The following is a 25,416-nucleotide window of genomic DNA, read 5'->3' on the forward strand; positions in this document are numbered from 1 at the left end:
TGTCGGGGTTGCGGAGTTTTCGGGGTGGCGGCAGGTGTTGGTGCGGGGTTGACCGTGGTCGGAGGTGGGGAGCTATTCGGTGTCGCCACCCGCGCTCCAACAATGCCAGCTGTTGCGGGGTGCTCAGCGACAGAGGTTCAGCCGAAGCGCTCAATGATCGCGGCGGCGATCCGGTCGGGGGCGTCCTCCTGGATGAAGTGTTTGGCGTTGGGCAGCTCCACCAGGACGTGGTCGGGAAATGTCGCACTCAGTCTGGGGATAATCGTTTTCGGCCTGAATGCGACATCCTTCATCCCCCAAATCAACAGGGTGGGCTTGGTACCCAGCGTGGCTGGCACCTCCCGGGCGAGCCGTGCCAGCAGGGGACGGGCGGCCAGGATCTGTTTGGGCATCTCGGCTACGCCTCGGCGTGCCGCGGCGTTGGGCTGCACCGCCCGGTAGTGCGCCATCACCGCGCTACTCGGCCGGTGCTCGGTTCCCGCGGGTATCAAGCGCTCGACAAAGAAGTTGCGCCGTAAGATCGCGTACTGCACTGGCGGGCTGGACATCACCCTGCTGAAGGCCTTCATCGCCAGCGTGTCCGCCGGCCAGAACCACGTGTTGCCCAACACGACGCCGCGGACCCGGTCGGCACGCTCGACAGCGACCGCCATGCTGATCGGGCCACCCCAGTCCTGACCCATGCTCAGGTAGCGATCCAGGCCCAGGTGATCGACGAATTCGCCGATCACCCGCGCGTGCTCGTCGATCTGGTACCCGAATCCCGAGGGACGCTCCGATAACCCGAAACCCAGATAATCCGGAGCCACACAACGGAAACGGTCCCGCAGTGCGACGATGATGTCCCGATACAGGAAACTCCACGTCGGGTTGCCGTGACACAACAGGATCGGCGGACCCGTGCCCTCGTCGACGTAGTGGATGCGTCCACGCGAGCTGTCGAACCAGCGCGACTCGAACGGGTACAGCTGCGGATCCGGCGTGAAATCGATGCTCATTACCCTCCTCCGATCGCGCTCATGATGGTATGCCCGAAGGGTGACATCACCGAGTGTCCGGGAGTGGCGTGACGGTGGCCGCTGGCTGCCGACGGCTGTCGGAAAGGTGTTCGTCCGGTCCGGGCCGGGCGACACGCCAACAATGCTCCTGCTGCATGGCTATCCGTCCAGTTCGTTCGACTTCCGGGCGGTGATTCCACACCTGACCGGCCAGGCTTGGGTAACGATGGATTTTCTGGGCTTTGGCTTGTCCGACAAGCCGCGCCCGCACCGGTACAGCCTGCTGGAGCAGGCCGACCTGGTGGAAACGGTGGTCGCCCACACCGTGACCGGCGCGGTCGTCGTGCTGGCCCACGACATGGGCACGTCGGTGACCACCGAGCTGCTAGCCCGTGATTTGGACGGCCGGTTGCCGTTCGATCTCCGACGTGCGGTGCTGAGCAACGGCAGTGTGATCTTGGAGCGGGCCAGCCTGCGTCCGATCCAGAAAGTACTGCGCAGCCCGCTTGGTCCGGTCGCTGCCCGGCTGGTCAGCCGCGGTGGCTTCACACGAGGGTTTGGCCGGATCTTCTCCCCAGCGCACCCGCTGTCGGCGCAGGAGGCCCAAGCCCAGTGGGAGTTGCTGTGCTACAACGACGGCAACCGGATCCCGCACCTGCTGATCAGCTACCTCGACGAGCGGATACGGCACGCGCAGCGTTGGCATGGCGCGGTCCGCGATTGGCCCAAACCGCTTGGGTTCGTGTGGGGACTCGACGATCCGGTGGCAACAACCAACGTGCTCAATGGACTACGGGAATTGCGCCCCAGCGCCGCCGTCGTGGAACTGCCAGGGCTGGGCCACTACCCGCAGGTCGAGGCTCCCAAAGCATATGCCGAGGCCGCGCTATCGCTGCTCGTCGACTAGCCGGCTATGGCTGTATCACGGGCAGATCGATGCGAGAGGCATGCATCCGGCTACGGTAGACGCGCACGGTCGGTGCGCAACCGGGAAGGATGGCGAAGTGGCTTGCGTCCGCGCCGGCGATGGCGATGCGGATGCGGTGCCCCGGTTGGAACAGATACGACGTCGGCAGCAGGTCGAATGTCAGCCGGGCAATCTCGCCCGGGACTAGGGGCCACGCGTCCCCGCTCGCGAACGTTCGGTAGGGGACCACCTGGCGGTACGGCGGCGGCCCGTCGCTGAGCCGGCGGTGGATGGCGCGTAGCTGGCCTTCGGTGATGTAGGCGACACGGCCGCGCGGATCGACGTCTTCCAGATAGACGAAGAAGGTGCCGTCGCTCGACGTCGACGTGATAAACAGCGTGACCACCACATGACCGGTCACCTCCAGGGGATGGTCGAGGGGTGCGGAGGTGTAGGTCAGCAGCTTGGCATCCTGGGCCTTGCGGTCCGGGTAGCAAACGTGTCCACCGATGCCCACTTGCGAGCGCCAGCGTGAGCGCTCGCCCGTTCCGGCCGTCTGATCCACCACGTATTCGTCTGCACCGCTGTCGCTATCGGGTGCGTCCGGGCGCAGCTGTCGGTCTGCGGACAGGTAGTAGCTCTGCGTGGTGGCGGGCGGCGGCCAGGTGTCGGCCGACTTCCAGCGGTTCTCGACCAAGGTGAAGTAGTGCACCGGCGGCTCGGAACCGATGCCCGTATCGGCCCCCTTGACGTGATGGTCGATGAACCTCAACAGTTCGCCGTCGTGATCGAAGTCGGGTCTGCTGAGCCCGCGCAGTGGGTCGACGCGCCAGCCGCCGGTGTGGTTCCATGGACCCAGGATCAAGTGGCTGCCCGGGGTGGAGATGGTCAGAAAACGCTTGATCGCGGCATGCGCATACCCGCCGTCGAACCAGCCGCTGTAGCTGTACATGGCCGCTCCCGACGCCTGCACGTCACGCCAATAATTGTGCGGGCTGATCAGGTTGATGCTGCCCGACTCGATCGGTGTACCGATCGGCTCCAGGCGGGCGTCAGGTTGGCCACGATAGGGATCCGACGCGGATACGTCGTCCCGAAAGGTCAATGACCCCGCGACCTGGTGAACGTCGTAGTTGCCGCGATGCGCGGCGATGGCCCCGTCCCGCAGCGAGCGATCATGGTCCTCCTGCACCGGCTGCATGCCGGTCACCGGGAGCTTCGCCCACCACCCGACCACTTCGTGCAGGGCGTTGCGGTCGAGCGCCTCGTTGTAGCGTCCCCAGGTGTCGGTGAACCAGGCGGCGTGGATGCCGCCGGGGAACGCGATGTCGGTGTAGACGTCGAACAGCGAGAAGCACGGGGCGATCACCCGCACCGCGGGATGCTGGTTGACCAGCAGTAACTCGGCCGACGTGCCGTCGTACGAATTTCCCAGCGCAGCGACCGTTCCGTTGCACCAAGGCTGGCGCACGATCCAGTCGACGATCTCGGCGCCGTCCCGGATCTCGTCGGAGGACCATTCGCACACGCGGGCGCCGAACGACGCGCCCGATCCGCGCACATCCACATCGACCCAGGCGTAGCCGCTGGCGACGAAACGTCTCCGACGACGCTTATCCGCGGCGATGTGCTGGAAGGGCTTGCCCCCGAGCAACATCCGCAACGGCCAGCGCAACTGCAGCGACCGGTAGTAGCGGGTCTGATGCAGGATCGCGGGCAGCCTTGCGGCACTCGTCAGGCCCGCGGGCAGGTAGAGGTCGATGGCGATGCGCACCCCGTCGCGCATCGTCACATAGCACGAGGAGTAGCGCATCCCACGATATCTCGGGTAGGCGGATCGTTGGTCCGGCGCGGAGTACCAGGCCGCATCCGAGCCGCCGCGTCTGGTCATCGGGTAGCCAGGCGATCAGCTCAAGAAGATGTTGACCGCGGTTGCCAGGTCGGGGGAGGCCGATGTCTCCAGGTTTTGGTAGCTGCCGCCGCTGAGCTGTGCGACGGCTTCCCAGGTTGCCCGATCGGGATCAGCACCGAAGTCGATGATGTTGACCGCGATCGGCTTGGCCGGGTCTGCGCTCTTGCGGATGAAATCCTGCAGGCCCGGCCCGTCGAGGGTTTGGTCGGTATGCGGCCCCGCGGTAATAACCAGCACAGAATTAGCTTGGCCAACATGGTAATTGGCTAGCATCTCCTGATAGATCAAGCGCAGAGTGGTGAACGACACCGCGCCACCGCCCGAGGAGTATTGCTTGCCCAACGCGGCCGTCAGGGCCGCGGGGCGGGGCTGGCCGTTGACCGGGTCGGCCAATGGCCCGGCCGGCACCTCTGTTCGGCCCTCGCGGCCGTCGAATGTCCACAGTCCGACGACCGAACTGGGCGGCATCGCCTTGATCCGGTTCTCAAGCGCCGCAACGACATTGCTAAGCCGGCTGTTGCCGCCTTCATCATTGGGCATCGATTGGTCGAGCATGATGGTCGCGGCCACTCCGGCCGACGCGGTGACCATGGTGTCCGCCAGGGTCGCGCGCATGGAGTCGTCACCCACCGACAAAGTCGAAGACAGCGCTGGGAAACTGGTGACGGGGCTGCTCGGCGGTTTGACGTCGCTGACTCGGAAACCAGCTTTGGCCAGTTTGGCCAGTTGCTCGGGCTTGTGCATATACCTGGCAAACGCGCTGGCCGCCGACGTCTGCTCCTGCGATAGCCATGCACCACTGAGCAGCACCGTCGGATAGTCAGCGACCGCAGCCGGCCCCGGCGGCAGCCAGGAACCCAAGGTGTTCTCGGCATCTGAAAGTGACTGGCCGCGCTGGAACAACTGTTGTTCGGTGGTGACCACCGCGTGCACGGGCGCCGTGGCGACATCGCCGGGCTTGAGCAGCGTGTCCATCGCCGCGGTCAAGGAGTCGTCGGCGAGCTTAGGTCGTGCGCCCATCAGGGTGCGCACCGCGCCGATACCCGCTGTTGCTGGCGCGCCAGCAGGTGCTGACGCGGCAGCCACCGCCTCGCCGGCCAAATACGCGGCATCGCCATTGCCACTGCTCGGCATTGCCAGCCGCAGTGATCCCCAGGCAGGCAAGTCCAAGCCGGACAACGAGTTCGGATTGGTTTGCAGGCCGGGCAACGCCGCCCAGTTCTGGTTGGCGAGGGCCTGCTGCAATTCGGGCCGCACGGCGAGCAACACCGGCGATATCACCAGTGAGCGGCTATCGCTGATGGCTTGGCTGCCCGCGGCCCCGGTAAGCCGCGCCGCCGAGATAGAGCTACTCGGAATCCACAATCCCGGCTGGCCGCCCAGTTCGGTCGGCCATTTGCCGATGAAACCATTGATGACGGCATCGGAGCCGGCCGAGGTGACAGCCACTGCCACACAACGGTCGCCGACCGGGCCCGCCGACGCGTTGTAGCTGTCGGCTGACTCCTTTACCTGATCGGCGATTGATGGGTCGGCTATAACAGCGACGGTGTCCTTGCCGCCCACGCAGCGGGCGGCAGCCGTATGCGAGCGGTTGGACAACGCGTCACCGAAGAAGCGCCACAAGATCACCCCGGCCACCATCACCACCACTGCGACAAGGGCCACGATCACGCCGATACTGACTCCCCGCCGCCCGTCCGCGCTACGGTGCCCGGCCTGCCAGTCGCCGGGCCCCCGATGTCCGAAGCGAAACAGCGGCGGCGGGGCGGCCGCTATGGGCTCGGTACCCGTTGGCTCCCAGTCGGGGCGGGGTGGAATGTCAGGGTAGTCTTCTGAGCCGCTAGCCGAGTAGCCGCCGACGGCGGAGTAGTGGCCCTCGCTGGATAACGGGCCGTCATCGGGCTGATCTACACCGGGATAGTCGTAGCTACCCGATGTGTCCTCCCAGTGCTGTTGTTCCGCCGCATGTCCGTCGGACAGTTCGTCAGCGGAATCCTCGGGGTCGGGCTTGCTGTGCCTACCCATACCGGCGTCTACGTCCTCTCCGTCGAAGGCCGGCGCCTGTCAAGCACGAGCTACGCACCGGCTCTGCCCGATGGGGCCGGCTCTCTCCCGCAAGCGGGCGGTGCCCCCACAGCGGCCCGCTAGCGGGCCGCATCGTCACCGGCCCTGTCCGATGGGGCCGGCTTCTCAGCGGCCCGCTAGCGGGCCGCATCGTCACCGGCCCTGTCCGATGGGGCCGGCTTCTCAGCGGCCCGCTAGCGGGCCGCATCGTCACCGGCCCGGGCCTTAAACTCCCGACGACGTCGGTGCAGGATCGGCTCGGTGTAGCCGTTAGGCTGCTGGGCCCCGGACAAGATCAGCTCCTGCGCGGCCAGGAAGGCGATACTGTCGTCGAAGTTGGGTGCCATCGGTCGGTATGCGACGTCGCCCGCGTTTTGTCGATCGACCAACGGCGCCATCCGCTCCAAGCTGGCCCGCACATCCGCGCTGGTGATCACACCGTGGCGCAGCCAGTTGGCCAACAATTGGCTGGAGATTCGCAGCGTGGCCCGGTCCTCCATGAGCGCGACGTCGTGGATGTCGGGCACCTTCGAGCAGCCGACACCTTGATCAACCCAGCGAACCACGTAGCCGAGGATGGATTGACAGTTGTTGTCGACCTCTTCGCGGATCTCGTCGGGAGCCCAGGCCAATTCCTTGGCCAGCGGAATGGTCAGCAATTGTTCGATGGTGGCGCGACGCTTCCCCGCCAGTCCTTGTTGCACCGCGGCGACGTCGACCTGGTGGTAGTGCAGCGCGTGCAGGGTGGCCGCAGTGGGAGAGGGAACCCAGGCGGTGCTGGCCCCGGCGCGCGGCTGGGCGATTTTTGTCTCGACCATGTCGGCCATCAGCTCGGTCATTGTCCACATGCCCTTGCCGACCTGGGCTCGGCCGCTGAACCCGGCGGCCAGGCCGGCATCGACGTTGTGGTCCTCGTAGGCCAAGATCCACGGCTGGCTCTTCATGGTGCCCTTGCGCACCATCGGGCCGGCCTCCATCGAGGTGTGGATTTCATCGCCGGTGCGGTCCAGGAACCCGGTGTTGATGAACACCACGCGGTCCGCGGCAGCTTTGATGCACGCCTTGAGGTTGACCGTGGTCCGGCGTTCCTCGTCCATGATGCCGATCTTCATGGTGTTTTGCGGCAACCCCAGCACATCTTCAACCCGGCTGAACAGTTCGCAGGTAAACGCCACCTCGGCCGGACCGTGCATCTTCGGCTTGACGATGTAGATGGAGCCGGTGCGGCTGTTGATCAGCGGCCCGTTGACGTCGCTGGCCTTTAGCCCGTGGATGGCGATCAGGCCGGTGAATAGGGCATCCATGATGCCTTCGAACACCTCGCTGCCGTCAGTGTCGACGATGGCGCCATTCGTCATCAAGTGACCGACGTTGCGGACGAACATGAGGCTGCGTCCGGGCAGCGTGAACTGGCCACCGCCGGGTGCGGTGTAGTTCCGGTCCCTATTGAGCACCCGCAGGAAAGCGGTGCCGTCCTTGTCTACCGCTGCTGCCAGGTCGCCCTTGTTCAGGCCGAGCCAGTTCCGATAACCCAGCACCTTGTCGGCGGCGTCCACGGCGGCCACCGAGTCCTCGAAGTCCATGATCGTGGTGATCGCGGATTCCAGGATCACGTCCTTGACGCCGGCCCGGTCGGTGGTGCCGACCTGCGACTCCGGATCGATCAGGATCTCGATGTGCAAACCGTGATTGATTAGCAGCACCGATGTCGGCGACTCGGCTGCGCCGGTGTAGCCGGCGAACTGGCCGGGGTTGGCCAGGCCGGTGGACTTATCCGGCAAGGCAACCACGAGCTGGCCATCCTGCACTGTGAAACCGGTGGCGTCGCCAAAGGAACCCGACGACAGCGGAACACTGTCGTCGAGGAACTTGCGGGCATACGCGATCACCTTGTCGCCACGAACCTTGTTGTACGTGGGGCCTTTTTCGGCGCCGTCGGTCTCGGGGATGACATCGGTGCCGTACAAGGCGTCGTAGAGGGAGCCCCAGCGAGCGTTGGCCGCGTTCAGAGCAAACCGCGCGTTGAGCACCGGCACCACCAGCTGGGGGCCGGCGGTCGTGGTGATCTCGGCGTCGACACCGGACGTGGTGATGGTGAAGTCATCAGGTTCGGGAAGCAGGTAGCCGATCTCGGTGAGGAACTGGCGGTAGGCATCCATATCGATGGGCTCGATCACCCGATGCCGGTGCCACTTGTCGATCTGCGCCTGCAGCTCGTCGCGGGTGTTCAACAGAGCTTGGTTCTGCGGGGTCAGATCGGCGACGACCTTGTCGACGCCCGCCCAGAAGCTGTCCGGGTCGATATCGGTGCCAGGCAGGGCTTCATTGTTCACGAAGTCGTAGAGCACCCGAGCGATGCGCAAGTTGCCCACCGACACGCGATCTGTCATTGCTTCCTCCCTTACTGGCAATTGCTCAGCCTACCGGCCGACAAGACGACTACTACATCCGGCGACCCGCAACCGCAGGTCACGTCAAGCTCTGTCAGCACCTCGGCACCCGGCATGCTCGCTGGCTGGCAACGCGACGCAGTGGCCGCAGCGATCATACGGGTGGGGCGGTCTGCCTACTACAATCCCGTTGGATCCGTTCTGGCCGGACAGCATCCCGCCGGGAGCGGCTCCGGCCACGTCGGTGCCGCTCATTGCGGCGGTGTGATTCCGAATCAGGCCAGACGCTTGATCCCCGGATAGGAGTCGAACCCACGGTCGAAGCTCATCAGCTGGGTAATGTCATGGTGAGCCATGACGGCGATGTGTAGTGCATCCCTGGCCGACAACGTTTGATAGCGCAACAGGGCATCCCTCGCGTGTTCGACATCGGTGCGCTCGATCGGCAGCACTTCGTCGACCACGCCGATAATTGCATCGAAAGCCGGCTGAATCGCCTCACGGCGTTTGATTGCCACATACCGGTGGCATATCTCCTGCAGCACCTCGGCGTCGGTGACTAGGCGTTCACCGCCCGACAGCGCCGACTCCAGCAGACGTTGCGCGTCCAGCTTATGCGGGTGCGGGGCACCCACCAGATACATGGGAATGTTGGAGTCAACGAGGATCACCGTGATCCTTCGCGCTCCGCACCGCGTCCGCGTTCGATCTCCTCGAGCATCTGCTCGACGTCGGCTGTCGGGAACTCATGGCGTGCGGCGGCACGGACAGATCGCAGCTTCATGTCTAGATCGCCGCGCGGTTCTCGCTCCCGCGCCTCCCGCAGCGTCCGGCGGACCCACTCGGACACTGTCGTGCGGTGCCGGCGTGCAATCTCTCGGAGTTCTTCCCACTCGTCGGGGTCCAGCAGAACCTGCAGGCGCTTACTCATAGCATGAGTGTATACAGCTCATACGGGTGTATGAATCCAGCTCGCCTGCGCGCGGGAGCTATCCCCCGGGGGACCCGTTCTGGCCGGCCAGCGTTCCGCCCGTACCGCCGCTGCCGCCCGGCCCGCCAGAGTCGCCGGGCCCGCCGTCGCCGCCGTCGCCGATCAACTGGGCGTTGCCGCCGTTACCGCCGGTGCCGGGGGTGCCGTCCCCGCTGACGCCGGCGGCGCCGCCATTGCCACCGTTGCCGATCAACCCGGCCGTGCCGCCGTTACCCCCGGTGCCGCCGGCGCCGGTGACGGGTACCGCGACTGAGGGAATCTGGGTTGGCCCACCGGAGCCGCCGGCGCCACCGTTGCCGACCAGCAGCGCGCCGTTGCCGCCGTTCCCGCCACTGCCACCGCCGGGGGCGAAGACGCCGGTACCCGCGGACCCGGCGCCTCCGGCGCCACCGTTGCCGATCAGCCCGACGGCGTTGCCGCCGTCGCCGCCGTGGCCTCGGAGAAAGCCGTCGGTTTGCACGCTGTTGCCGCCGTCGCCGCCGTTGCCGATCAGCGTCCCGCCGGTGCCGCCGTCGCCGCCGTTGCCATCGAAGAAGCTGAACCCGCCGTTACCGCCGTCGCCGAACATCCCGGCGTTACCGCCGGTACCACCGTCGCTGAAACCTTGCAGGGTGCTGCCTCCGGAACCGCCGTCGCCGTACAGCCACCCGCCGTTGCCGCCGTTGCCGCCGTTGCCGATGCCGGTGGGGGCGGCACCGACGGAGCCGCCGTCGCCCCCGTTGCCGATCAGCCGGGCGTCACCGCCCGCTCCGCCGTCGGCGGCTCCCGATGGGACATTGCCGCCGTTGCCGCCGTTGCCGTACAACAGTCCGCCGGTGCCGCCGGTGCCGCCGGCCCCGCCCGCGAAGCCGGCCTTGCCGAGCCCGCCGGCCCCGCCGGCCCCGCCATGGCCGAACAGCCCGACGGCGGCTCCACCGGGCCCGCCGATCCCACCGGTAGCGCCGACGGGTCCGGTACCGAGCCCGCCGGCACCGCCGTTGCCGCCGTCGCCGAAGAGCAGTCCGCCGACCCCGCCGGCACCACCGGCAAGGCCGGTCGCCCCGGGCCCGCCAATGCCACCGTTGCCGCCGTTGCCGATCAACCCTGCATCCCCACCGGCGCCGCCGGGCTGGCCGATCCCGCCGTTGCCGCCGTTGCCGCCGTTGCCGTACAGCAACCCGCCGGGCCCGCCGGGCTGTCCCGGCGCACCATTGGCGCCATCACCGATCAACGGGCGGCCGAACAACGCCTGAAACGGCCCGTTGAGCACGTCCAGCGCGGCGGCGTCCGCCGCCTCGGCACCGGCATAGGCCCCCGCGCCGGCGGTCATGGCATGCACAAACTGCTCGTGAAACAGCGCCGCCTGCGCACTCAATGCCTGATAGGCCTGGGCGTGCGCGCCAAACAAATCCGCAACAGCCGCCGACACCTCATCGGCTCCCGCGGCCAGCACCCCCATCGTGGGCACGGCCGCAGCCGCATTCGCCGCGCCGATCGCCGACCCGATGCCGGCCAAATCCGACGCCGCCGCCACCACCACTTCTGGGACCGCCACCACAAACGACATGACGCGCTCCTCACGGGACCGGGTGCGCAGTCCCAGCGGTTACAGCGTATTGACGTCCCGCCACCACGTCCGGCGTTCGGGCCAACTGGTCCGAAACGATAGTCAGCGGCAGCAGCCCCCGATCCCTGCGGCAGTCACCGATGCGTCCCGTCGCGCATGGTGCCAACCAGGTCCTCCACCACGTCCTCCAGCGCCACCATGCCCACGACAGAACCGTTGTCGGCGGTTACCAAGGCCAGATGGCTGTTGTTGCGCCGCATCCGCGACAGGGCGTCGGCCAGCGGCAACGATTGGGGAACCCGCGGCAGCGGGCGCACAACGGCCAGATCGATCACGGTTTGCGGATTGTCACCGAGGGTCAGCACGTCCTTGATGTGCAGATATCCGATGAACCTTCCACCGCGATCCACCACCGGAAAGCGGGAGTAGCCGGTTTGCGCCAAGGCCTGTTCGACCCCGCCGATGGTGGGCCCGGACCCTACCGCCGACACCTGCACTGCCCGAATGTTGACCAGCGGCACCGCGACATCGGCAACCAGGCGAGTTCGAATCCGAAGGGCTCGGGTTAGCCGCGTGTGCTCCTCGTGATCCAGCAGGCCTTCGGATAGCGATTCGGCGATCATCTCGGACAGTTCCGCAGTGGAGACGGCGATGTCGAGTTCATCCTTCGGCTGCACCCCAACCAGCCGCAGTATCGCGTTGGCGCAGTTGTTGTAGAACGCGATGAACGGCCGGGCGAGGCGCACGTAGACCAGGTACGGCGGGACCAGCAACATCGCTGTTCGCTCCGGACCAGCCAAAGCGATGTTCTTCGGCACCATCTCACCGAGCAGGACATGCAGCGCCACCACGATCGCCAACGCCACCGCCAACGACAAGGTGTGCAGCAGCGCCGGCGGTACACCGCTCAGCCCGAACGACAGCTGTAGCAGCTTGGCGACTGCCGGTTCGCCGACCCGGCCAAGCAGGATCGAGGACACCGTAACCCCCAGCTGTGCGCCGGTCAGCATCGCCGGGAGCTGTTCGCCCGCCCGGATCACGGTGACGGCAGTGGCCTTGCCCTGCTCGGCCAGCGCTTCGAGGCGGTCACGACGCGCCGAGATCAACGCGAATTCCGCGCCCACGAAGAACGCGTTGGCGCCGATCAGCAAAAGCGCCAGCAACACCGCGGACAGCACATCCATCAGCGGCCCCGCCCCGACCCGGGGTCGGCATGGCCGCCCATTTTGATCAACTCCAACAAGTCGATCCGGCGCCCGTCCATCTGGATCACGGTGGCTAACCACCGCATCGAGTCGTCGGGAAGTCCGTCCTGGTCCAAGGCAGTCAGCTCGACCGTTTCGCCGGCCACCGGGATGTGGCCGAGCTCTCGAAGCACCAACCCGCCGATCGTCTCGTACGGACCGTCGGGGGCTCGATAGCCGGTGGCGCTGGCCACCTCGTCGATGCGTAGCAGACCCGAGACCCGCCATCCGTTGCCGGCTGCCACCACATCCGGTGTCGCATCGTCGTGTTCGTCGCGGACGTCGCCCACGATCTCTTCGATCAAGTCCTCCAGGGTTACCATGCCCGCGGTGCCGCCGTACTCGTCCACAACCATGGCGGTCTGTAGCGCACTGGCGCGGACCTGCGCCATCACCGCATCGCCGTCGAGCGTCGAGGGCACCACCGCGACCGGCTCGGCGACCGTCGTTAGCAGCGTGTGCGCGCGATCGCCGGGCGGAACCTCGAACACCTGCTTGACGTGCACGATGCCGACGGTCGCATCGAGATCTCCCTCGACCACCGGGAAGCGCGAGAATCCCGATGCGGCCGCGGCCGCAACCAGGTCGGCGATGGTGTCATCGGTCTGCAGCGCCACGATCTTCGACCGTGGCGTCATCAGCTCCTCGGCCGTCAGGGCGCCGAACTGCAGCGAGCGGCGCATCAGCCACGCCGTGGCGTCATCGAGTGTGCCGCTGCGCGCGGAACTACGCACCAACGACACCAGCTCCTGCGGTGTGCGAGCTGAGCGCAGCTCCTCGGCCGGCTCGATGCCAAGTCGACGCACGATCCAGTTCGCCGCTCCGTTCGTGAGACGGATGGCCGGGGTGAGCAGCAGTGAGAACAGCACCTGGGCGACCACGACTGAGCGCGCGGTGCGCAGCGGGCGCGCCACCGCGAGATACTTGGGGACCAGCTCGCCGAAGACCATCGACAGCGATGTCACGATCACCAGGGCAAAAAACGTGATAAGACCGTCGGCCACCCGATCAGACATTCCGACTGCGACCAGCCCAGGATGCGGTAGCTCGGCCACCAGCGGTTCGGTCAGGTAGCCGGTAGCCAAGGTGGTGATCGAGATACCCAACTGAGCACCCGAAAGCTGGAACGACAGCCGGTGGTGTGCGCGCTGGATGAAGCGGTCCCGGCTGGTGCCGCCGCGGGCATTGGCCTCCACGGTGCTGCGGTCCAGCGCGGTCAGCGAGAATTCGGCCGCGACGAACACCCCCGTGCCTGCGGTGAGCGCCAAGATCGCCAGGATGGTAGCGACGGTGTCGGTGAGGTTCACGGGCGGCTCGGTCGTCGCGCTATATCGAGCCGAGCCAGTACCGGCCGCTCGCCTGGAAAACCGACGGTGTGGACGGGTGCCCGCGGCACGTCATCCCTTTCGCTCGCAACCGCGCAGCGCGATGCTGCGGGTTTGAAGTACATATCGTAGCGAGATAGCTCGTGGCACCAGCTTCACCAGCCGGCGGGCAGCGGATGGCCCTCGGCAAAGCCCGCTCCCGACTGCACGCCCACCACGGCCCGCTCATGCAGTTCCGCCAGGTTCGAGGCACCCACATAGGTGCAGGTGCTGCGCACGCCAGAAGTGATGTGGTCAATTAAGTCCTCCACACCTCCGCGGTCGGGGTCAAGGCCCATCCGCGACGTCGAGATGCCTTCCTCGAACAACGCCTTGCGAGCTCGGTCGAACGGGTTGTCCGCGCCGGCCCGGGCCACCACCGCCCGCTTGGATGCCATGCCGTAGCTCTCCTTGTACGGCTGATCGTCGCGGTCACGCATTAGGTCCCCGGGGGATTCGTAGGTGCCGGCGAACCACGACCCGATCATTACGTTCGAGGCACCGGCGGCCAGCGCCAGAGCCACGTCGCGTGGATGCCGGATCCCGCCGTCGGCCCAGACGTGGCCACCGAGCTGCCTTGCCGCAGAAGCGCATTCGAGCACAGCGGAGAACTGCGGGCGGCCGACACCGGTCATCATTCGGGTGGTGCACATGGCGCCGGGGCCGACACCGACCTTGACGACGTTCGCCCCGGCTTTCAGCAGATCCCGGGTGCCCTCCGCCGACACCACGTTTCCCGCCGCCAGCGGCAAACCCAACTCCAGTGCCGAGACCGCCTTGATCGCGTCCAAGGTCTTGACCTGGTGTCCGTGTGCGGTGTCGATGACCAGCATGTCGACGCCGGCTTCGGCGAGCGCTCGGGCCTTAGCGCCCACGTCGCCGTTGATGCCGACGGCCGCGCCGATCCGCAGCCGGCCCGCGCTATCGGTGGCCGGGGTGTAGATACCGGCGCGGATAGCCCCGGTGCGGCTTAGCACTCCCGCCAACGTGCCGTCGGCGTCGGTCAGCACCGCGACGTCGACCGGGGCGTGCTCCAGCAGGTCGAAGATCTTGCGTGGCTCGGTTCCCGCTGGAGCGGTCACATAGTCCGTCACGGCGATATCGCGCACCCGGGTGAAGCGATCCACGCCCAGGCAGGACGATTCGCGCACCAATCCGATCGGGCGACCCTCGAGGATGACCACCGCGACGCCATGTGCGCGCTTGTGGATGAGTGCCATGGCGTCGGACACCGAATCGTCGGGTGCCAGCGTCACTGGGGTGTCGAGCACCAGGTCCCGGCTTTTGACGAACTCCACCGTCTGCTGTACCGCCGGGATCGGCAGATCCTGCGGCAGGATTACGATGCCACCGCGGCGGGCGACCGTCTCGGCCATCCGCCGCCCGGCTACCGCGGTCATATTGGCGACCACTACCGGAATGGTGGTGCCCGAGCCGTCGGCGGTGGACAAATCGACGTCGAAGCGCGACGCGACCTCGGATCGGTTCGGAACGATGAACACGTCGTTGTATGTCAGGTCGTACCCGGGTGGGTGCCCGTCTAGAAATCTCATCACTTACCCCTTTACCCCCCCTTTAGTTCTAGCCCGCTACACCGGTACTTCGGTGCGGTCTGAACTCCATAGTGTGTGGAACTTGCCTGGTTCGTCGATCCGGCCGTAGGTGTGTGCGCCGAAGAAGTCGCGCTGGGCCTGGGTGAGTGCAGCGGGCAGCCGTGCGGTGCGCAGCGCGTCGTAATACGACAGGGCCGAAGAGAATCCCGGGGTGGGGATACCCAGTTGGGCCGCCGTCGACACCACACGCCGCCAACTGTCGATCGCCGATTCGACGGCGCCGCGGAAATACGGAGCCACAATCAGACTGGCCAGGTTCGGGCTGGCGTCAAAGGCTTCCTTGATGTGGTTGAGGAACTTCGCCCGGATGATGCAGCCGCCACGCCATATGGTGGCCAGGTCGCCCGGTGTGATGTCCCAGCCGAATTCGGCGCTGCCGGCCTGGATCTGGTTGAAGCCCTGAGCGTAGGCCACGATCTTGGAGGCGTACAACGCCTGGCGGATGTCTTCGGTGAACGTGTCGGGGTCGGCGGGCTTCTCGCCGAGCTTGCCCGAAGCCAGACCGCTGGCGGCCGAGCGTTGCGCCACTGATCCCGAGAGCGCGCGGGCAAACACCGCTTCGGCGATGCCGGTCACCGGCACACCCAGGTCCAGTGCGGACTTGACGGTCCAACGGCCGGTGCCTTTCTGCTCGGCCTGGTCCAAGATGACGTCGACGAGCGGTTTGCCGGTCTTGGCATCGGTTTGACGCAGCACCTCGGCGGTGATCTCGACCAGGTAGCTGTCCAGATCGCCGTTGTTCCACTCGGTGAATACATCGGCGATCGCGGGCGCGGTCAGAGCTAGCCCGTCGCGCAGCAGTTGGTAGGCCTCACCGATGAGCTGCATGTCGGAGTACTCGATGCCGTTGTGGACCATCTTGACGAAGTGCCCGGAGCCGTCTGGGCCAATGTGGGTGCAGCACGGCACGCCGTCGACATGCGCGGAGATCTCCTCGAGCAGCGGACCCAGCGATTGGTATGACTCGGCGGGTCCGCCGGGCATGATCGACGGCCCGTTCAACGCGCCCTCTTCGCCGCCGGAGATCCCGGCCCCGACGAAGTGCAAGCCCCGCCCGCGCATCGCTTTCTCGCGGCGCATGGTGTCGGTGTACAACGCATTTCCGCCGTCGATGATGATGTCGCCGTGTTCCATGGCGTCAGCAAGTTCGTTGATGACGGCGTCAGTGGCCTCTCCGGCCTTGACCATGATCAGCACCCGACGCGGTTTTTCCAGTGCGGCAAGAAATTCGGGGATCGTTTCACTGCGCACGAACGTGCCGTCCGAGCCATGCTCCTTAAGCAGCGCGTCGGTCTTGGCCACCGACCGATTGTGCACTGCCACGGTGTAGCCGTGCCGGGCGAAGTTTCGGGCGATGTTGGAACCCATCACGGCCAGGCCAGTGACGCCGATCTGCGCGATGCCGGCTGGCGATTCCGACGAACTCATGTCCTGCCTTTCAGTTGGGCCCGGCTTCGCTAGGCGATGAACAGCCGCTGCAGCTGCGTGAGCCACGGTACGGCCAGCGCGACGGTGGGCACCACCAGGACGGCGGCCGCAGCTAGATATGCGGCCGCGGACAGAACCGCGCTATTTCCACGCCCCGACAGCCGGCGCACGCGGAGCACCGTGCTGGGACCTCCGACGGCCAACGCACCCGACGGCGCCCGCCCGGACGCACAGGCGACCAATGCCCGAGCCAGGGGAGTGCGCCCGGCGGCGCGCACCGCGGCGTCATCGGCCAGGAGCTCGACGAGTAGCTGCACCGCCCCCAGCGCATTGGCGCTGCGGACCAACCGCGGGAAAGCCGCGTGCACCGCGGTAAACGCCTCCAGGACAAGATCGTGGCGGGCGCGTAGATGAGCCCGCTCATGGGTAAGGATCGCCGCGACCTCGGCGTCGGCGAGCGCGGTCAGTGCGCCTTCGCTGACCACAACCCGGCTGCGCACACCGGGCAGACAGTAGGCAAGGGGCTGCGCGACGTCCAAGACCCGAAGGTCGCGGGCCCGCGCGCACGGCTGGGCAAGCGCGACATTGTGCCCGACCCCGACGAGATCGACCACCATGCGGTGGTGGGCCCGTCGTCGTCGCGTGGCGGTGGCGACGCGCACCACGGCGACCGCCAGCCGGGCACCGACCAGCACAGTCAACGCAAAGACGGTGATGTAGGCCGCCCACAGCGGCCAGCCGAGGCGGCCGGCCGCGCCGACGAAGCTGGTCGTAGGGCGGCCGTCGGGACCGGGCATGAGCAGCCTGCTAGCGATCGCGATTCCGGCGCTGAACGACGACAGCACCGCGGCCAGGGCAATCGCCTGCCACAGCACCATGGCGGCGCGCGGTGCGCGCAGTGGCCACGTTGCCCGGGCTAGCAGGGCTGGGGTCGGGCCAGCCAGCAGCACCGCGAGGATGGTGAAGGCCAGCGCGGACACGCCGTTAGTCTCCCTCAGGTCTCCGTTGCCGCGCCAGCCGGTGGCCGATTGCCATGACCGGCTTCCAATTCGGCGAGCGCACGTCGTAGCGCATCCGCCTCGTCGGCACCGACTCGCTCGACGAAGTGCACCAGCGCGGCTTGCCTGCTGCCGGAGTCCTCGGCCTGAGCCAATGCATCGACCATCAGCCCGGCGACCAATTCGTCGCGGCCGTGCACGGGAGCGTAGCGGTGGGCTCGATCGTCGCGGATCTGCAGCACGAGGTTCTTCTTCGCCAACCGTTGCAGCACGGTCATCACCGTCGTGTAGGCAAGGTCGCGGCGCGCCGACAACGCTTCGTGGACTTGGCGAACGGTTTGGGGTTCCGTTCTGGACCACAAATGGTCCATGACCGCGCGTTCCAAATCCCCCAACCGTGTCAGCTTGGCCATTGTTCGTTCATCTCCTGCGGGTTGAAACCAGCGTACTCCGGCTTACTACTCGCTGTCGTATCCAAACGGGCGGGCGGCCGTACCGGGCCTATGCACCCGGCTCGCAAACATTACACGCTAACGCTTGCTAAATTAGGGCAGCCTTGCCTATCATTACGTCGTCGAGCCACAACGACCGCGGCCGAGTCCTGAGGGCTGCAGTGACCCCCGGTCGACTCGATCGGCGAGCCCCGTGCCTTGGTGCACGGGGCTCGCCCGTTGGTGTAGACACAAGGACGTGCAGCCATCGCCGGACTCACCTGCTCCGCTGAATGTCACCGTGCCGTTCGACAGCGAGTTGGGTTTGCAATTCACCGAACTGGGTCCCGACGGGGCCCGAGCGCAGCTCGACGTCCGGCCCAAGTTGTTGCAGCTGACGGGCGTCGTGCACGGCGGTGTCTACTGCGCGATGATCGAGAGCATCGCCAGCATGGCAGCCTTTGCCTGGCTCAATTCGCACGGCGAAGGCGGGAGTGTGGTCGGCGTTAACAATAATACGGATTTCCTGCGCTCCATCAGCTCAGGGATGGTGTATGGCACCGCCGAACCGCTGCATCGGGGTCGGCGGCAACAGCTGTGGCTGGTCACCATCACCGACGACACCGACCGGGTGGTCGCCCGCGGCCAAGTGCGGCTGCAGAACCTCGAGGCGCGGCCTTAACCCGCTCGAAACCGTTGAACCTGCCGCGGCGTGGCAGGATCGCAGAGCATGCGCCTGACGCCGCACGAACAGGAGCGTTTGCTGTTGTCCTACGCCGCCGAGTTGGCCCGCCGGCGTCGGGCCCGCGGCCTGCGCCTCAATCATCCGGAAGCCATCGCGGTGATCACCGACCACATCCTGGAAGGCGCGCGTGACGGCCGCACCGTCGCAGAGTTGATGGCATCCGGGCGTGAGGTGCTCGGCCGTGACGATGTGATGGAGGGAGTGCCGGAGATGCTCGCCGAGGTACAGGTGGAGGCGACGTTTCCGGACGGCACCAAGTTGGTCACCGTGCATCAGCCGATCGCATGATTCCCGGAGAAATCTTTTACGGCAGTGGTGATATCGAGATGAACGCCGCGGCACTCTCCCGCCTGCAGATGCGGATCATCAACGCCGGCGATCGTCCGGTGCAGGTCGGTAGCCACGTCCATCTCCCGCAGGCCAATCGGGCGCTGTCATTCGACCGTGCGACGGCCCACGGCTACCGTCTGGACATCCCGGCGGCGACAGCGGTGCGCTTCGAGCCGGGCATTCCCCAAATCGTCGGGTTGGTTCCGTTGGGCGGACGGCGCGAGGTACCCGGTCTGACGCTAAATCCGCCCGGACGGTTGGACCGCTGATGGCGCGACTGTCAAGGGAGCGCTACGCACAGCTGTACGGACCTACCACCGGCGACCGGATACGGCTGGCCGACACCAACCTGCTGGTTGAGGTCACCGAAGACCGGTGTGGGGGACCGGGACTGGCCGGTGACGAGGCGGTGTTCGGCGGCGGCAAGGTGCTGCGCGAGTCCATGGGCCAGGGCCGTGCGAGCCGGGCCGACGGTGCCCCCGACACCGTGATCACCGGTGCGGTGATCATCGACTACTGGGGAATCATCAAGGCCGACATCGGGATTCGCGATGGCCGCATCGTCGGGATCGGAAAGGCCGGCAATCCCGACATCATGACAGGTGTGCATCGGGATCTCGTCGTCGGGCCGTCCACCGAAATCATCAGCGGCAACCGTCGAATCGTCACCGCAGGCACCGTCGACTGTCACGTGCACTTGATCTGTCCGCAGATCATCGTCGAAGCCTTGGCCGCGGGCACCACCACGATCATCGGCGGTGGCACCGGACCCGCCGAGGGCACCAAGGCCACCACAGTCACTCCCGGCGAGTGGCACCTGGCCCGGATGCTGGAGTCACTGGACGGTTGGCCGGTGAACTTCGCGCTGCTCGGCAAGGGAAACACCGTGAATCCCGACGCACTGTGGGAACAGTTGCGCGGTGGCGCATCGGGTTTCAAACTCCACGAAGACTGGGGATCGACCCCGGCGGCCATCGACACCTGCTTGGCGGTCGCCGACGTGGCCGGGGTGCAGGTTGCGCTGCACTCCGACACTCTCAATGAGACCGGATTCGTCGAGGACACCATCGGCGCGATCGCCGGACGTTCGATTCACGCCTACCACACCGAGGGCGCCGGCGGCGGGCACGCACCGGACATCATTACCGTCGCGGCGCAACCGAATGTACTGCCCAGCTCGACCAATCCGACCCGCCCGCATACGGTGAACACCCTTGACGAGCATCTCGACATGCTGATGGTGTGCCACCACCTCAACCCCCGGATCCCGGAGGACCTCGCGTTTGCCGAAAGCCGGATCCGACCGTCCACCATTGCGGCAGAAGATGTGTTGCACGATATGGGGGCAATCTCGATGATTGGCAGCGATTCCCAGGCGATGGGCCGTGTCGGCGAGGTGGTGCTGCGCACCTGGCAGACCGCGCACGTGATGAAAGCCCGCCGCGGGGCACTGGAAGGTGACCCGTCTGGTAGCCAAGCCGCCGACAACAACCGGGTCCGCCGCTACATCGCCAAATACACCATCTGCCCGGCCATCGCACACGGCATGGATCACCTGATCGGTTCGGTGGAGGTGGGAAAGTTGGCCGACCTGGTGTTGTGGGAGCCGGCGTTTTTCGGGGTTCGCCCGCACGTCGTGCTCAAAGGTGGGGCGATCGCCTGGGCGGCGATGGGCGATGCGAACGCGTCAATCCCGACCCCGCAACCGGTGCTCCCGCGACCGATGTTCGGCGCGGCCGCGGCAACCGCGGCGGCGACCTCGGTGCACTTCGTCGCGCCGCAATCCATCGACGCGCGCCTGGCGGACCGGCTCGCGGTCAATCGGGGACTAGCGCCGGTGGCCGACGTGCGCGCAGTGGGCAAGACCGACCTGCCGCTCAATGATGCCCTACCGAGCATCGAGGTCGATCCCGACACCTTCACCGTGCGAATCGACGGCCAGGTGTGGCAACCGCAGCCGGCCGCCAAACTACCTATGACACAACGGTATTTCCTGTTCTAATGACCTCGCTGGCCGTGCTGCTCACCCTCGCCGACTCGCGGCTGCCCACGGGTGCGCACGTGCACTCGGGCGGCATCGAAGAAGCCATCGCCGCCGGCATGGTGACCGGCCTGGCCACCCTGGAAGCGTTCCTGAAACGGCGGGTCCGCACCCACGGCCTGCTGACGGCGTCCATCGCGGCCGCGGTGCACCGGGGCGAGCTGGCCGTCGACGACGCCGACCGGGAAACCGACGCGCGCACACCGGCTCCCGCGGCCAGACACGCCTCACGCAGCCAGGGCCGCGGGCTGATCAGGCTGGCACGGCGGGTGTGGCCCGATTCCGGCTGGGAGGAACTGGGCCCGAGGCCGCATCTGGCGGTTGTGGCCGGACGGGTCGGCGCGCTGAGCGGGCTGGCGCCCGAGCACAACGCCTTGCACCTCGTCTACATCACAATGACCGGCTCGGCCATCGCCGCCCAGCGACTGCTGGCGCTAGATCCCGCCGAAGTGACCGTGGTGACCTTCCAGCTGTCCGAACTGTGCGAGCAGATCGCGCAGGAGGCCACAGCCGGACTGGCAGACTTGTCTGATCCGCTGCTGGACACGCTCGCCCAGCGGCACGCCGAGCGCGAGCGTCCCCTGTTCGTTTCCTGAAAGGTAAGGCATGGCAACGCATTCCCATTCCCACTCGCACACCGTGCCCGCTCGGCCAAGGCGGGTCCGCAAACCGGGCGAGCCACTGCGCATCGGCGTCGGCGGCCCGGTCGGCTCCGGCAAGACCGCACTGGTGGCGGCGCTGTGCCGGCAATTGCGGGGAGAGCTGTCGCTGGCGGTGCTGACCAACGACATCTACACCACCGAAGACGCCGACTTCTTGCGCACACATGCGGTGCTGCCAGACGACCGGATCGCGGCCGTGCAGACTGGCGGCTGCCCGCACACCGCGATCCGCGACGACATCACCGCCAACCTGGATGCGATCGACGAGTTGATGGCCGCCCACGACGCGTTGGACCTGATCCTGGTCGAATCCGGCGGCGATAACCTCACGGCCACCTTCTCTTCGGGGCTGGTGGATGCGCAGATCTTCGTCATTGACGTTGCCGGCGGCGACAAGGTGCCGCGCAAGGGCGGGCCGGGGGTGACCTATTCGGATTTGTTGGTAGTCAACAAGACTGACCTGGCTGCATTGGTGGGCGCCGACCTGGCGGTGATGGCCCGCGATGCGGACGCGGTGCGCGACGGCCGCCCGACGGTGCTGCAATCGTTGACCGAGGACCCAGCTGCCAGCGATGTCGTGGCCTGGGTTCGTAGTCAACTGGCCGCCGATGGAGTCTAGTGTTCTGGTGGTCGCGTCGCCGAATCGGTTGCCGCGCATCGACTGTCGGGGCGGTGTCCAGGCACGCCGAACCGCGCCCGACACGGTGCACCTGGTGTCGGCGGCCGCGACCCCGCTGGGCGGTGACACCATGAGAATCCGGGTGATCGTGGAACGGGGTGCCCAGCTACGGCTGCGTAGTGCCGCCGCGACGGTGGCCTTGCCCGGCGTGGATACCCTGACGTCGCATGCTCACTGGGAGATCGACGTGACCGGCACCCTGGATGTGGACCTGGAGCCGACGGTCGTCGCCGCCTCAGCCCGGCATCTGTCGCATGCCACCTTGCGCCTGCACGACGACGGTCGGGTCCGCTTGCGCGAGCGCGTGCAGATTGGCAGATGCAATGAGCGCGGAGGATTTTGGTCGTCATCGCTGCAGGCCGATCGGCATGGTCGTCCCCTGCTGCGGCACCGGGTGGAACTGGGTGCCGGGTCTTTGGCCGACGACGTCATTGCGGCGCCGCGCGCCACTATCAGCGAGCTGCGCTATCCGGCGACGGCATTCACCGACGCCATCGACGCACGGTCGACCGTTTTGGCGTTGGCGGGTGGCGGAACACTGAGTACCTGGCAGGCTGACCGGTTGCCTGGCTAACGCTAGCTGGCCACCTTAGCGCTTGCCGCTGAGCCCTGCGCCTCGGCGGCCAGCTCGGCCAGCTGTTCGAGCCGCGTTCGCGCAAATGCCTGCTGGTCGGTGATGGTCAGCTGGCCGCGGCGAGTACTCAGGAAAGTCACCGTCCACGACAGCAGAGTGGTGATCTTGGTCTTGAACCCGATCAGGTACGCCAGGTGCAGCACCAGCCAAATCAGCCAGGCGATAAAGCCGCTGAACTCAACGGGACCGATCTTGGCCACCGCCGAAAACCTCGAAACCGTGGCCATCGATCCCTTGTCGAAGTACTGGAATGGCTCACGCTCCGCCGGGTTGGCGCCGGCCAGTTCGGCCTTGATCGTGCTGGCGACGTATTTCGCCCCCTGGATGGCGCCCTGCGCCACACCCGGCACACCCTCCACAGCGGCCATATCGCCCACCACGAACACGTTCGGGTACCCGGGAATGGACAGGTCGGGCAGCACTTGGACCCGGCCGGCCCGGTCGAGCTCAACCCGTGATTGCTCGGCAAGGTCCCTGCCCAACCGACTGGCCGAAACCCCGGCCGACCAGACCTTGCAGGCCGACTCGATGCGCCGGACGGTGCCGTCGGAGTCCTTGACGGTGATGCCGTTGCGGTCGACGTCGGTGACCATCGCACCCAGCTGGATTTCCACGCCCAGCTTCTGCAACCGGGCAGCCGCCCGATGACCGAGCTTTGCGCCCATCGGTGGCAGCACCGCCGGGGCGGCGTCAAGCAGAATCACCCGCGCCTTGGTCGAGTCGATGTGCCGGAATGCGCCCTTCAACGTGTGCTCGGCCAGCTCGGCGATCTGTCCGGCCATTTCAACACCGGTGGGGCCAGCCCCGACAACGGTGAATGTCAGTAGCTTGGCCCGCCGTTCCGGATCGCTGGACCGTTCGGCTTGCTCGAAAGCGCTCAATATGCGGCCACGCAACTCCAACGCGTCGTCGATGGACTTCATGCCGGGTGCGAATTCGGCGAAATGGTCGTTGCCGAAATAAGACTGGCCAGCACCCGCGGCGACGATCAGGCTGTCGTAGGGGGTTTGGTAGGTGTGACCGAGCAATTCCGAGACGACGCACTGCCCGGCCAGGTCGATGTGGGTGACGTTGCCCAACAGTACCTGGACATTGCGCTGCTTACGCAGCACGACCCGGGTCGGCGGAGCGATTTCTCCCTCGGAGATAATCCCGGTGGCCACTTGGTACAGCAGCGGCTGGAACAGGTGATGGGTGGTGCGCGCGATCAGCTTGATGTCAACGTCGGCCCGCTTGAGCTTCTTTGCCGCGTTTAGCCCGCCGAACCCAGATCCGATGATCACAACTCGATGCCTACGAGGTGGTTGCGCTGTGGGTTCTTGCTGGGGACTCATGTTCCGCTGCTCCTGACGGGGTCACCTCGATGAGCGAGTTCAGTTAGCTACTACGGTAGTCAACCCGACCGCTGCAGGCCCAGTTGAGGACATGTGTCATCAGCCACACCACAGCGTGCCTGCGTCACCGGCCCCCGGTGGCTACACACCCAGCAGCGGGCGCAGCGCTTCAGCGGCGGTGGTGATGACCCCGGGCAGATAGCCGTGCGGAGCCAAGTTGATGATTAATCCGTCGACACCGGCATCGAGCACCTTGGCCTGAATTTGGTCGGCGATCTGTGCCGGGCTGCCCACCACCACGCGACCGCTCATCTCCGCGGGAATCGCATCTGGCGAGAGTGTCTCGTCGATCATCACCGTCAACAGCAGGCTGGTCTGAAGCGTCGACCGGTCCCGGCCGGCCTCGTCGCACCGCGCGGCCAGCGCCCGCATCTTGCGCGGCAGCTCGTCGACCGCCGCCACGATGTTGAGATGGTCGGCAAAGCGGGCGGCGATCGCGAATGTCTTTTTCTCACCACCGCCGCCGATCAAGATTGGGATGCGGTCGCGATACCGCGGCTCGGCCATCGCCGATTCGGTGGTGTACCAATCGCCGAAAAACGTTGGGCGCTCACCCTTGACCATTGGCTCGAGGATCTGTAGCGCCTCTTCGAGCCGGTTGAACCGGTCACTGAAAGTGCCGAACTCGAAGCCGAGCTGGCGGTGTTCCAGCTCAAACCAACCGGCTCCAATGCCGAGGATCGCTCGACCGGCGCTAACCACGTCGAGCGTGGTGATGATCTTTGCCAGCAGGGTCGGGCTGCGGTAGGTATTGCCGGTCACCAACGCGCCCAGTTGCAGCCGCTCGGTCGCCGTGGCCAGCGCACCAAGGGCCGTGTAGGCCTCCAGCATCGGCTGGTCGGGCGTCCCCAACATGGGCAGTTGGTAGAAGTGGTCCATCACAAACAGGGAGTCGTAACCAGCCGCTTCGGCCTCACGCGCTTGAGCGATGACGGACGGGAAAAGCTTCTCCACCCCTGTGCCGTAGGAGAAGTTGGGGATCTGTAGACCCAGCCGAATAGTCACACTACCTACCGTAGCGATCGGCCGGTGAAGCGAAAGG

General features: G+C 66.4%; 23 protein-coding genes. 8 read left to right on the forward strand and 15 right to left on the reverse strand.

The annotated features are described in order from the left end of the window. Positions 1-137 precede the first annotated feature (137 nt). Positions 138-998 carry a haloalkane dehalogenase gene (locus MCAN_RS09655; protein ID WP_003409254.1) on the reverse strand — a complete coding sequence of 287 codons (861 nt, stop codon included), beginning with the start codon at positions 996-998 and terminating at the stop codon, positions 138-140. Between the two features lie 40 nt (positions 999-1,038). Between MCAN_RS09655 and MCAN_RS09660 the strand changes: the two genes are divergently transcribed. Beyond that, the gene (locus tag MCAN_RS09660) at positions 1,039-1,905 is read left to right on the forward strand and encodes an alpha/beta fold hydrolase (protein ID WP_014000966.1); all 867 of its coding nucleotides are present in this window, start codon (positions 1,039-1,041) and stop codon (positions 1,903-1,905) included. Positions 1,906-1,909: 4 nt separating this feature from the next. Here the strand turns inward: MCAN_RS09660 and MCAN_RS09665 are convergent, their stop codons facing one another. The 12 genes from MCAN_RS09665 to blaI form a co-directional block, all read right to left on the reverse strand. Then, entirely contained in the window at positions 1,910-3,796 is a 1,887-nt protein-coding gene (locus MCAN_RS09665) for a CocE/NonD family hydrolase (protein ID WP_014000967.1), read from the reverse strand. Between the two features lie 15 nt (positions 3,797-3,811). Next, entirely contained in the window at positions 3,812-5,845 is a 2,034-nt protein-coding gene (locus MCAN_RS09670; RefSeq protein WP_014000968.1) for a substrate-binding domain-containing protein, read from the reverse strand. 233 nt (positions 5,846-6,078) lie between these two features. Continuing rightward, positions 6,079-8,274 carry a malate synthase G gene (locus MCAN_RS09675; protein WP_014000969.1) on the reverse strand — a complete coding sequence of 732 codons (2,196 nt, stop codon included), beginning with the start codon at positions 8,272-8,274 and terminating at the stop codon, positions 6,079-6,081. Positions 8,275-8,549: 275 nt separating this feature from the next. After that, entirely contained in the window at positions 8,550-8,945 is a 396-nt protein-coding gene (locus tag MCAN_RS09680; RefSeq protein ID WP_014000970.1) for a type II toxin-antitoxin system VapC family toxin, read from the reverse strand. Continuing rightward, positions 8,942-9,205 (reverse strand): antitoxin, encoded by a 264-nt coding sequence (locus MCAN_RS09685; protein WP_003409276.1) that lies wholly within the window; start codon positions 9,203-9,205, stop codon positions 8,942-8,944. The genes MCAN_RS09680 and MCAN_RS09685 overlap by 4 nt, the downstream gene beginning before the upstream one ends. Positions 9,206-9,263: 58 nt before the next feature. After that, complete coding sequence (locus MCAN_RS09690) at positions 9,264-10,811, reverse strand: PE family protein (RefSeq protein ID WP_014000971.1); 1,548 nt, start codon at positions 10,809-10,811, stop codon at positions 9,264-9,266. A gap of 134 nt (positions 10,812-10,945) precedes the next feature. Beyond that, the gene (locus MCAN_RS09695; RefSeq protein ID WP_014000972.1) at positions 10,946-11,995 is read right to left on the reverse strand and encodes a hemolysin family protein; all 1,050 of its coding nucleotides are present in this window, start codon (positions 11,993-11,995) and stop codon (positions 10,946-10,948) included. Then, the gene (locus MCAN_RS09700; protein ID WP_014000973.1) at positions 11,995-13,362 is read right to left on the reverse strand and encodes a hemolysin family protein; all 1,368 of its coding nucleotides are present in this window, start codon (positions 13,360-13,362) and stop codon (positions 11,995-11,997) included. Before MCAN_RS09700 ends, MCAN_RS09695 begins: the two co-directional genes overlap by 1 nt. Before the next feature lie 173 nt (positions 13,363-13,535). Continuing rightward, a complete protein-coding gene (locus MCAN_RS09705) occupies positions 13,536-14,975 on the reverse strand; it encodes a GuaB1 family IMP dehydrogenase-related protein (protein ID WP_014000974.1) in 1,440 nt (479 codons plus the stop codon). Positions 14,976-15,008: 33 nt separating this feature from the next. After that, positions 15,009-16,460: an NADP-dependent phosphogluconate dehydrogenase gene (gene gndA, locus MCAN_RS09710; RefSeq protein WP_014000975.1), complete on the reverse strand. Its 1,452-nt coding sequence runs from the start codon at positions 16,458-16,460 to the stop codon at positions 15,009-15,011. 29 nt (positions 16,461-16,489) lie between these two features. Next, on the reverse strand, positions 16,490-17,440 hold the full coding sequence (locus MCAN_RS09715) for a M56 family metallopeptidase (RefSeq protein WP_014000976.1): 951 nt from the start codon (positions 17,438-17,440) through the stop codon (positions 16,490-16,492). A gap of 14 nt (positions 17,441-17,454) precedes the next feature. Next, a complete protein-coding gene (gene blaI, locus MCAN_RS09720; RefSeq protein ID WP_003409301.1) occupies positions 17,455-17,871 on the reverse strand; it encodes a transcriptional repressor BlaI in 417 nt (138 codons plus the stop codon). A gap of 277 nt (positions 17,872-18,148) precedes the next feature. Between blaI and MCAN_RS09725 the strand changes: the two genes are divergently transcribed. Genes MCAN_RS09725 through MCAN_RS09755 form a run of 7 tightly spaced genes read left to right on the forward strand, consistent with a single transcriptional unit; the run spans position 18,149 to position 22,920 of the window. Further along, positions 18,149-18,571 carry a PaaI family thioesterase gene (locus MCAN_RS09725; RefSeq protein ID WP_003903650.1) on the forward strand — a complete coding sequence of 141 codons (423 nt, stop codon included), beginning with the start codon at positions 18,149-18,151 and terminating at the stop codon, positions 18,569-18,571. 48 nt (positions 18,572-18,619) lie between these two features. Next, entirely contained in the window at positions 18,620-18,922 is a 303-nt protein-coding gene (locus MCAN_RS09730; protein ID WP_014000977.1) for an urease subunit gamma, read from the forward strand. After that, positions 18,919-19,233: an urease subunit beta gene (locus MCAN_RS09735; protein WP_003409308.1), complete on the forward strand. Its 315-nt coding sequence runs from the start codon at positions 18,919-18,921 to the stop codon at positions 19,231-19,233. The genes MCAN_RS09730 and MCAN_RS09735 overlap by 4 nt, the downstream gene beginning before the upstream one ends. Further along, the gene (locus tag MCAN_RS09740) at positions 19,233-20,966 is read left to right on the forward strand and encodes an urease subunit alpha (protein WP_014000978.1); all 1,734 of its coding nucleotides are present in this window, start codon (positions 19,233-19,235) and stop codon (positions 20,964-20,966) included. Before MCAN_RS09735 ends, MCAN_RS09740 begins: the two co-directional genes overlap by 1 nt. Further along, on the forward strand, positions 20,966-21,601 hold the full coding sequence (locus tag MCAN_RS09745; protein WP_014000979.1) for an urease accessory protein UreF: 636 nt from the start codon (positions 20,966-20,968) through the stop codon (positions 21,599-21,601). The genes MCAN_RS09740 and MCAN_RS09745 overlap by 1 nt, the downstream gene beginning before the upstream one ends. Before the next feature lie 10 nt (positions 21,602-21,611). Continuing rightward, positions 21,612-22,286 carry an urease accessory protein UreG gene (gene ureG, locus MCAN_RS09750; protein ID WP_014000980.1) on the forward strand — a complete coding sequence of 225 codons (675 nt, stop codon included), beginning with the start codon at positions 21,612-21,614 and terminating at the stop codon, positions 22,284-22,286. Beyond that, complete coding sequence (locus MCAN_RS09755) at positions 22,276-22,920, forward strand: urease accessory protein UreD (protein WP_041180084.1); 645 nt, start codon at positions 22,276-22,278, stop codon at positions 22,918-22,920. Before ureG ends, MCAN_RS09755 begins: the two co-directional genes overlap by 11 nt. A 2-nt stretch (positions 22,921-22,922) precedes the next feature. Here the strand turns inward: MCAN_RS09755 and MCAN_RS09760 are convergent, their stop codons facing one another. Both MCAN_RS09760 and MCAN_RS09765 read right to left on the reverse strand, forming a co-directional pair. Then, positions 22,923-24,314, reverse strand: coding sequence for an NAD(P)/FAD-dependent oxidoreductase (locus tag MCAN_RS09760; protein WP_014000982.1), 1,392 nt, complete (start codon positions 24,312-24,314; stop codon positions 22,923-22,925). 141 nt (positions 24,315-24,455) lie between these two features. Then, complete coding sequence (locus MCAN_RS09765) at positions 24,456-25,379, reverse strand: LLM class F420-dependent oxidoreductase (protein WP_003409319.1); 924 nt, start codon at positions 25,377-25,379, stop codon at positions 24,456-24,458. Between the last annotated feature and the right edge of the window lie 37 nt (positions 25,380-25,416).

It is taken from the genome of Mycobacterium canetti CIPT 140010059 (assembly GCF_000253375.1).
In the GTDB taxonomy this organism is placed as follows: domain Bacteria; phylum Actinomycetota; class Actinomycetes; order Mycobacteriales; family Mycobacteriaceae; genus Mycobacterium; species Mycobacterium tuberculosis.

What these genes read in the sequence shown, in the direction of transcription:
- MCAN_RS09655 (WP_003409254.1), bottom strand. Translation starts at nt 998, where the DNA reads ATGAGCATCGATTTCACGCCGGATCCGCAGCTGTACCCGTTCGAGTCG.
- MCAN_RS09665 (WP_014000967.1), bottom strand. Translation starts at nt 3,796, where the DNA reads ATGACCAGACGCGGCGGCTCGGATGCGGCCTGGTACTCCGCGCCGGAC.
- MCAN_RS09670 (WP_014000968.1), bottom strand. Translation starts at nt 5,845, where the DNA reads ATGGGTAGGCACAGCAAGCCCGACCCCGAGGATTCCGCTGACGAACTG.
- MCAN_RS09675 (WP_014000969.1), bottom strand. Translation starts at nt 8,274, where the DNA reads ATGACAGATCGCGTGTCGGTGGGCAACTTGCGCATCGCTCGGGTGCTC.
- MCAN_RS09685 (WP_003409276.1), bottom strand. Translation starts at nt 9,205, where the DNA reads ATGAGTAAGCGCCTGCAGGTTCTGCTGGACCCCGACGAGTGGGAAGAA.
- MCAN_RS09690 (WP_014000971.1), bottom strand. Translation starts at nt 10,811, where the DNA reads ATGTCGTTTGTGGTGGCGGTCCCAGAAGTGGTGGTGGCGGCGGCGTCG.
- MCAN_RS09695 (WP_014000972.1), bottom strand. Translation starts at nt 11,995, where the DNA reads ATGGATGTGCTGTCCGCGGTGTTGCTGGCGCTTTTGCTGATCGGCGCC.
- gndA (WP_014000975.1), bottom strand. Translation starts at nt 16,460, where the DNA reads ATGAGTTCGTCGGAATCGCCAGCCGGCATCGCGCAGATCGGCGTCACT.
- blaI (WP_003409301.1), bottom strand. Translation starts at nt 17,871, where the DNA reads ATGGCCAAGCTGACACGGTTGGGGGATTTGGAACGCGCGGTCATGGAC.
- MCAN_RS09730 (WP_014000977.1), top strand. Translation starts at nt 18,620, where the DNA reads ATGCGCCTGACGCCGCACGAACAGGAGCGTTTGCTGTTGTCCTACGCC.
- MCAN_RS09735 (WP_003409308.1), top strand. Translation starts at nt 18,919, where the DNA reads ATGATTCCCGGAGAAATCTTTTACGGCAGTGGTGATATCGAGATGAAC.
- MCAN_RS09740 (WP_014000978.1), top strand. Translation starts at nt 19,233, where the DNA reads ATGGCGCGACTGTCAAGGGAGCGCTACGCACAGCTGTACGGACCTACC.
- MCAN_RS09745 (WP_014000979.1), top strand. Translation starts at nt 20,966, where the DNA reads ATGACCTCGCTGGCCGTGCTGCTCACCCTCGCCGACTCGCGGCTGCCC.
- ureG (WP_014000980.1), top strand. Translation starts at nt 21,612, where the DNA reads ATGGCAACGCATTCCCATTCCCACTCGCACACCGTGCCCGCTCGGCCA.
- MCAN_RS09755 (WP_041180084.1), top strand. Translation starts at nt 22,276, where the DNA reads ATGGAGTCTAGTGTTCTGGTGGTCGCGTCGCCGAATCGGTTGCCGCGC.
- MCAN_RS09760 (WP_014000982.1), bottom strand. Translation starts at nt 24,314, where the DNA reads ATGAGTCCCCAGCAAGAACCCACAGCGCAACCACCTCGTAGGCATCGA.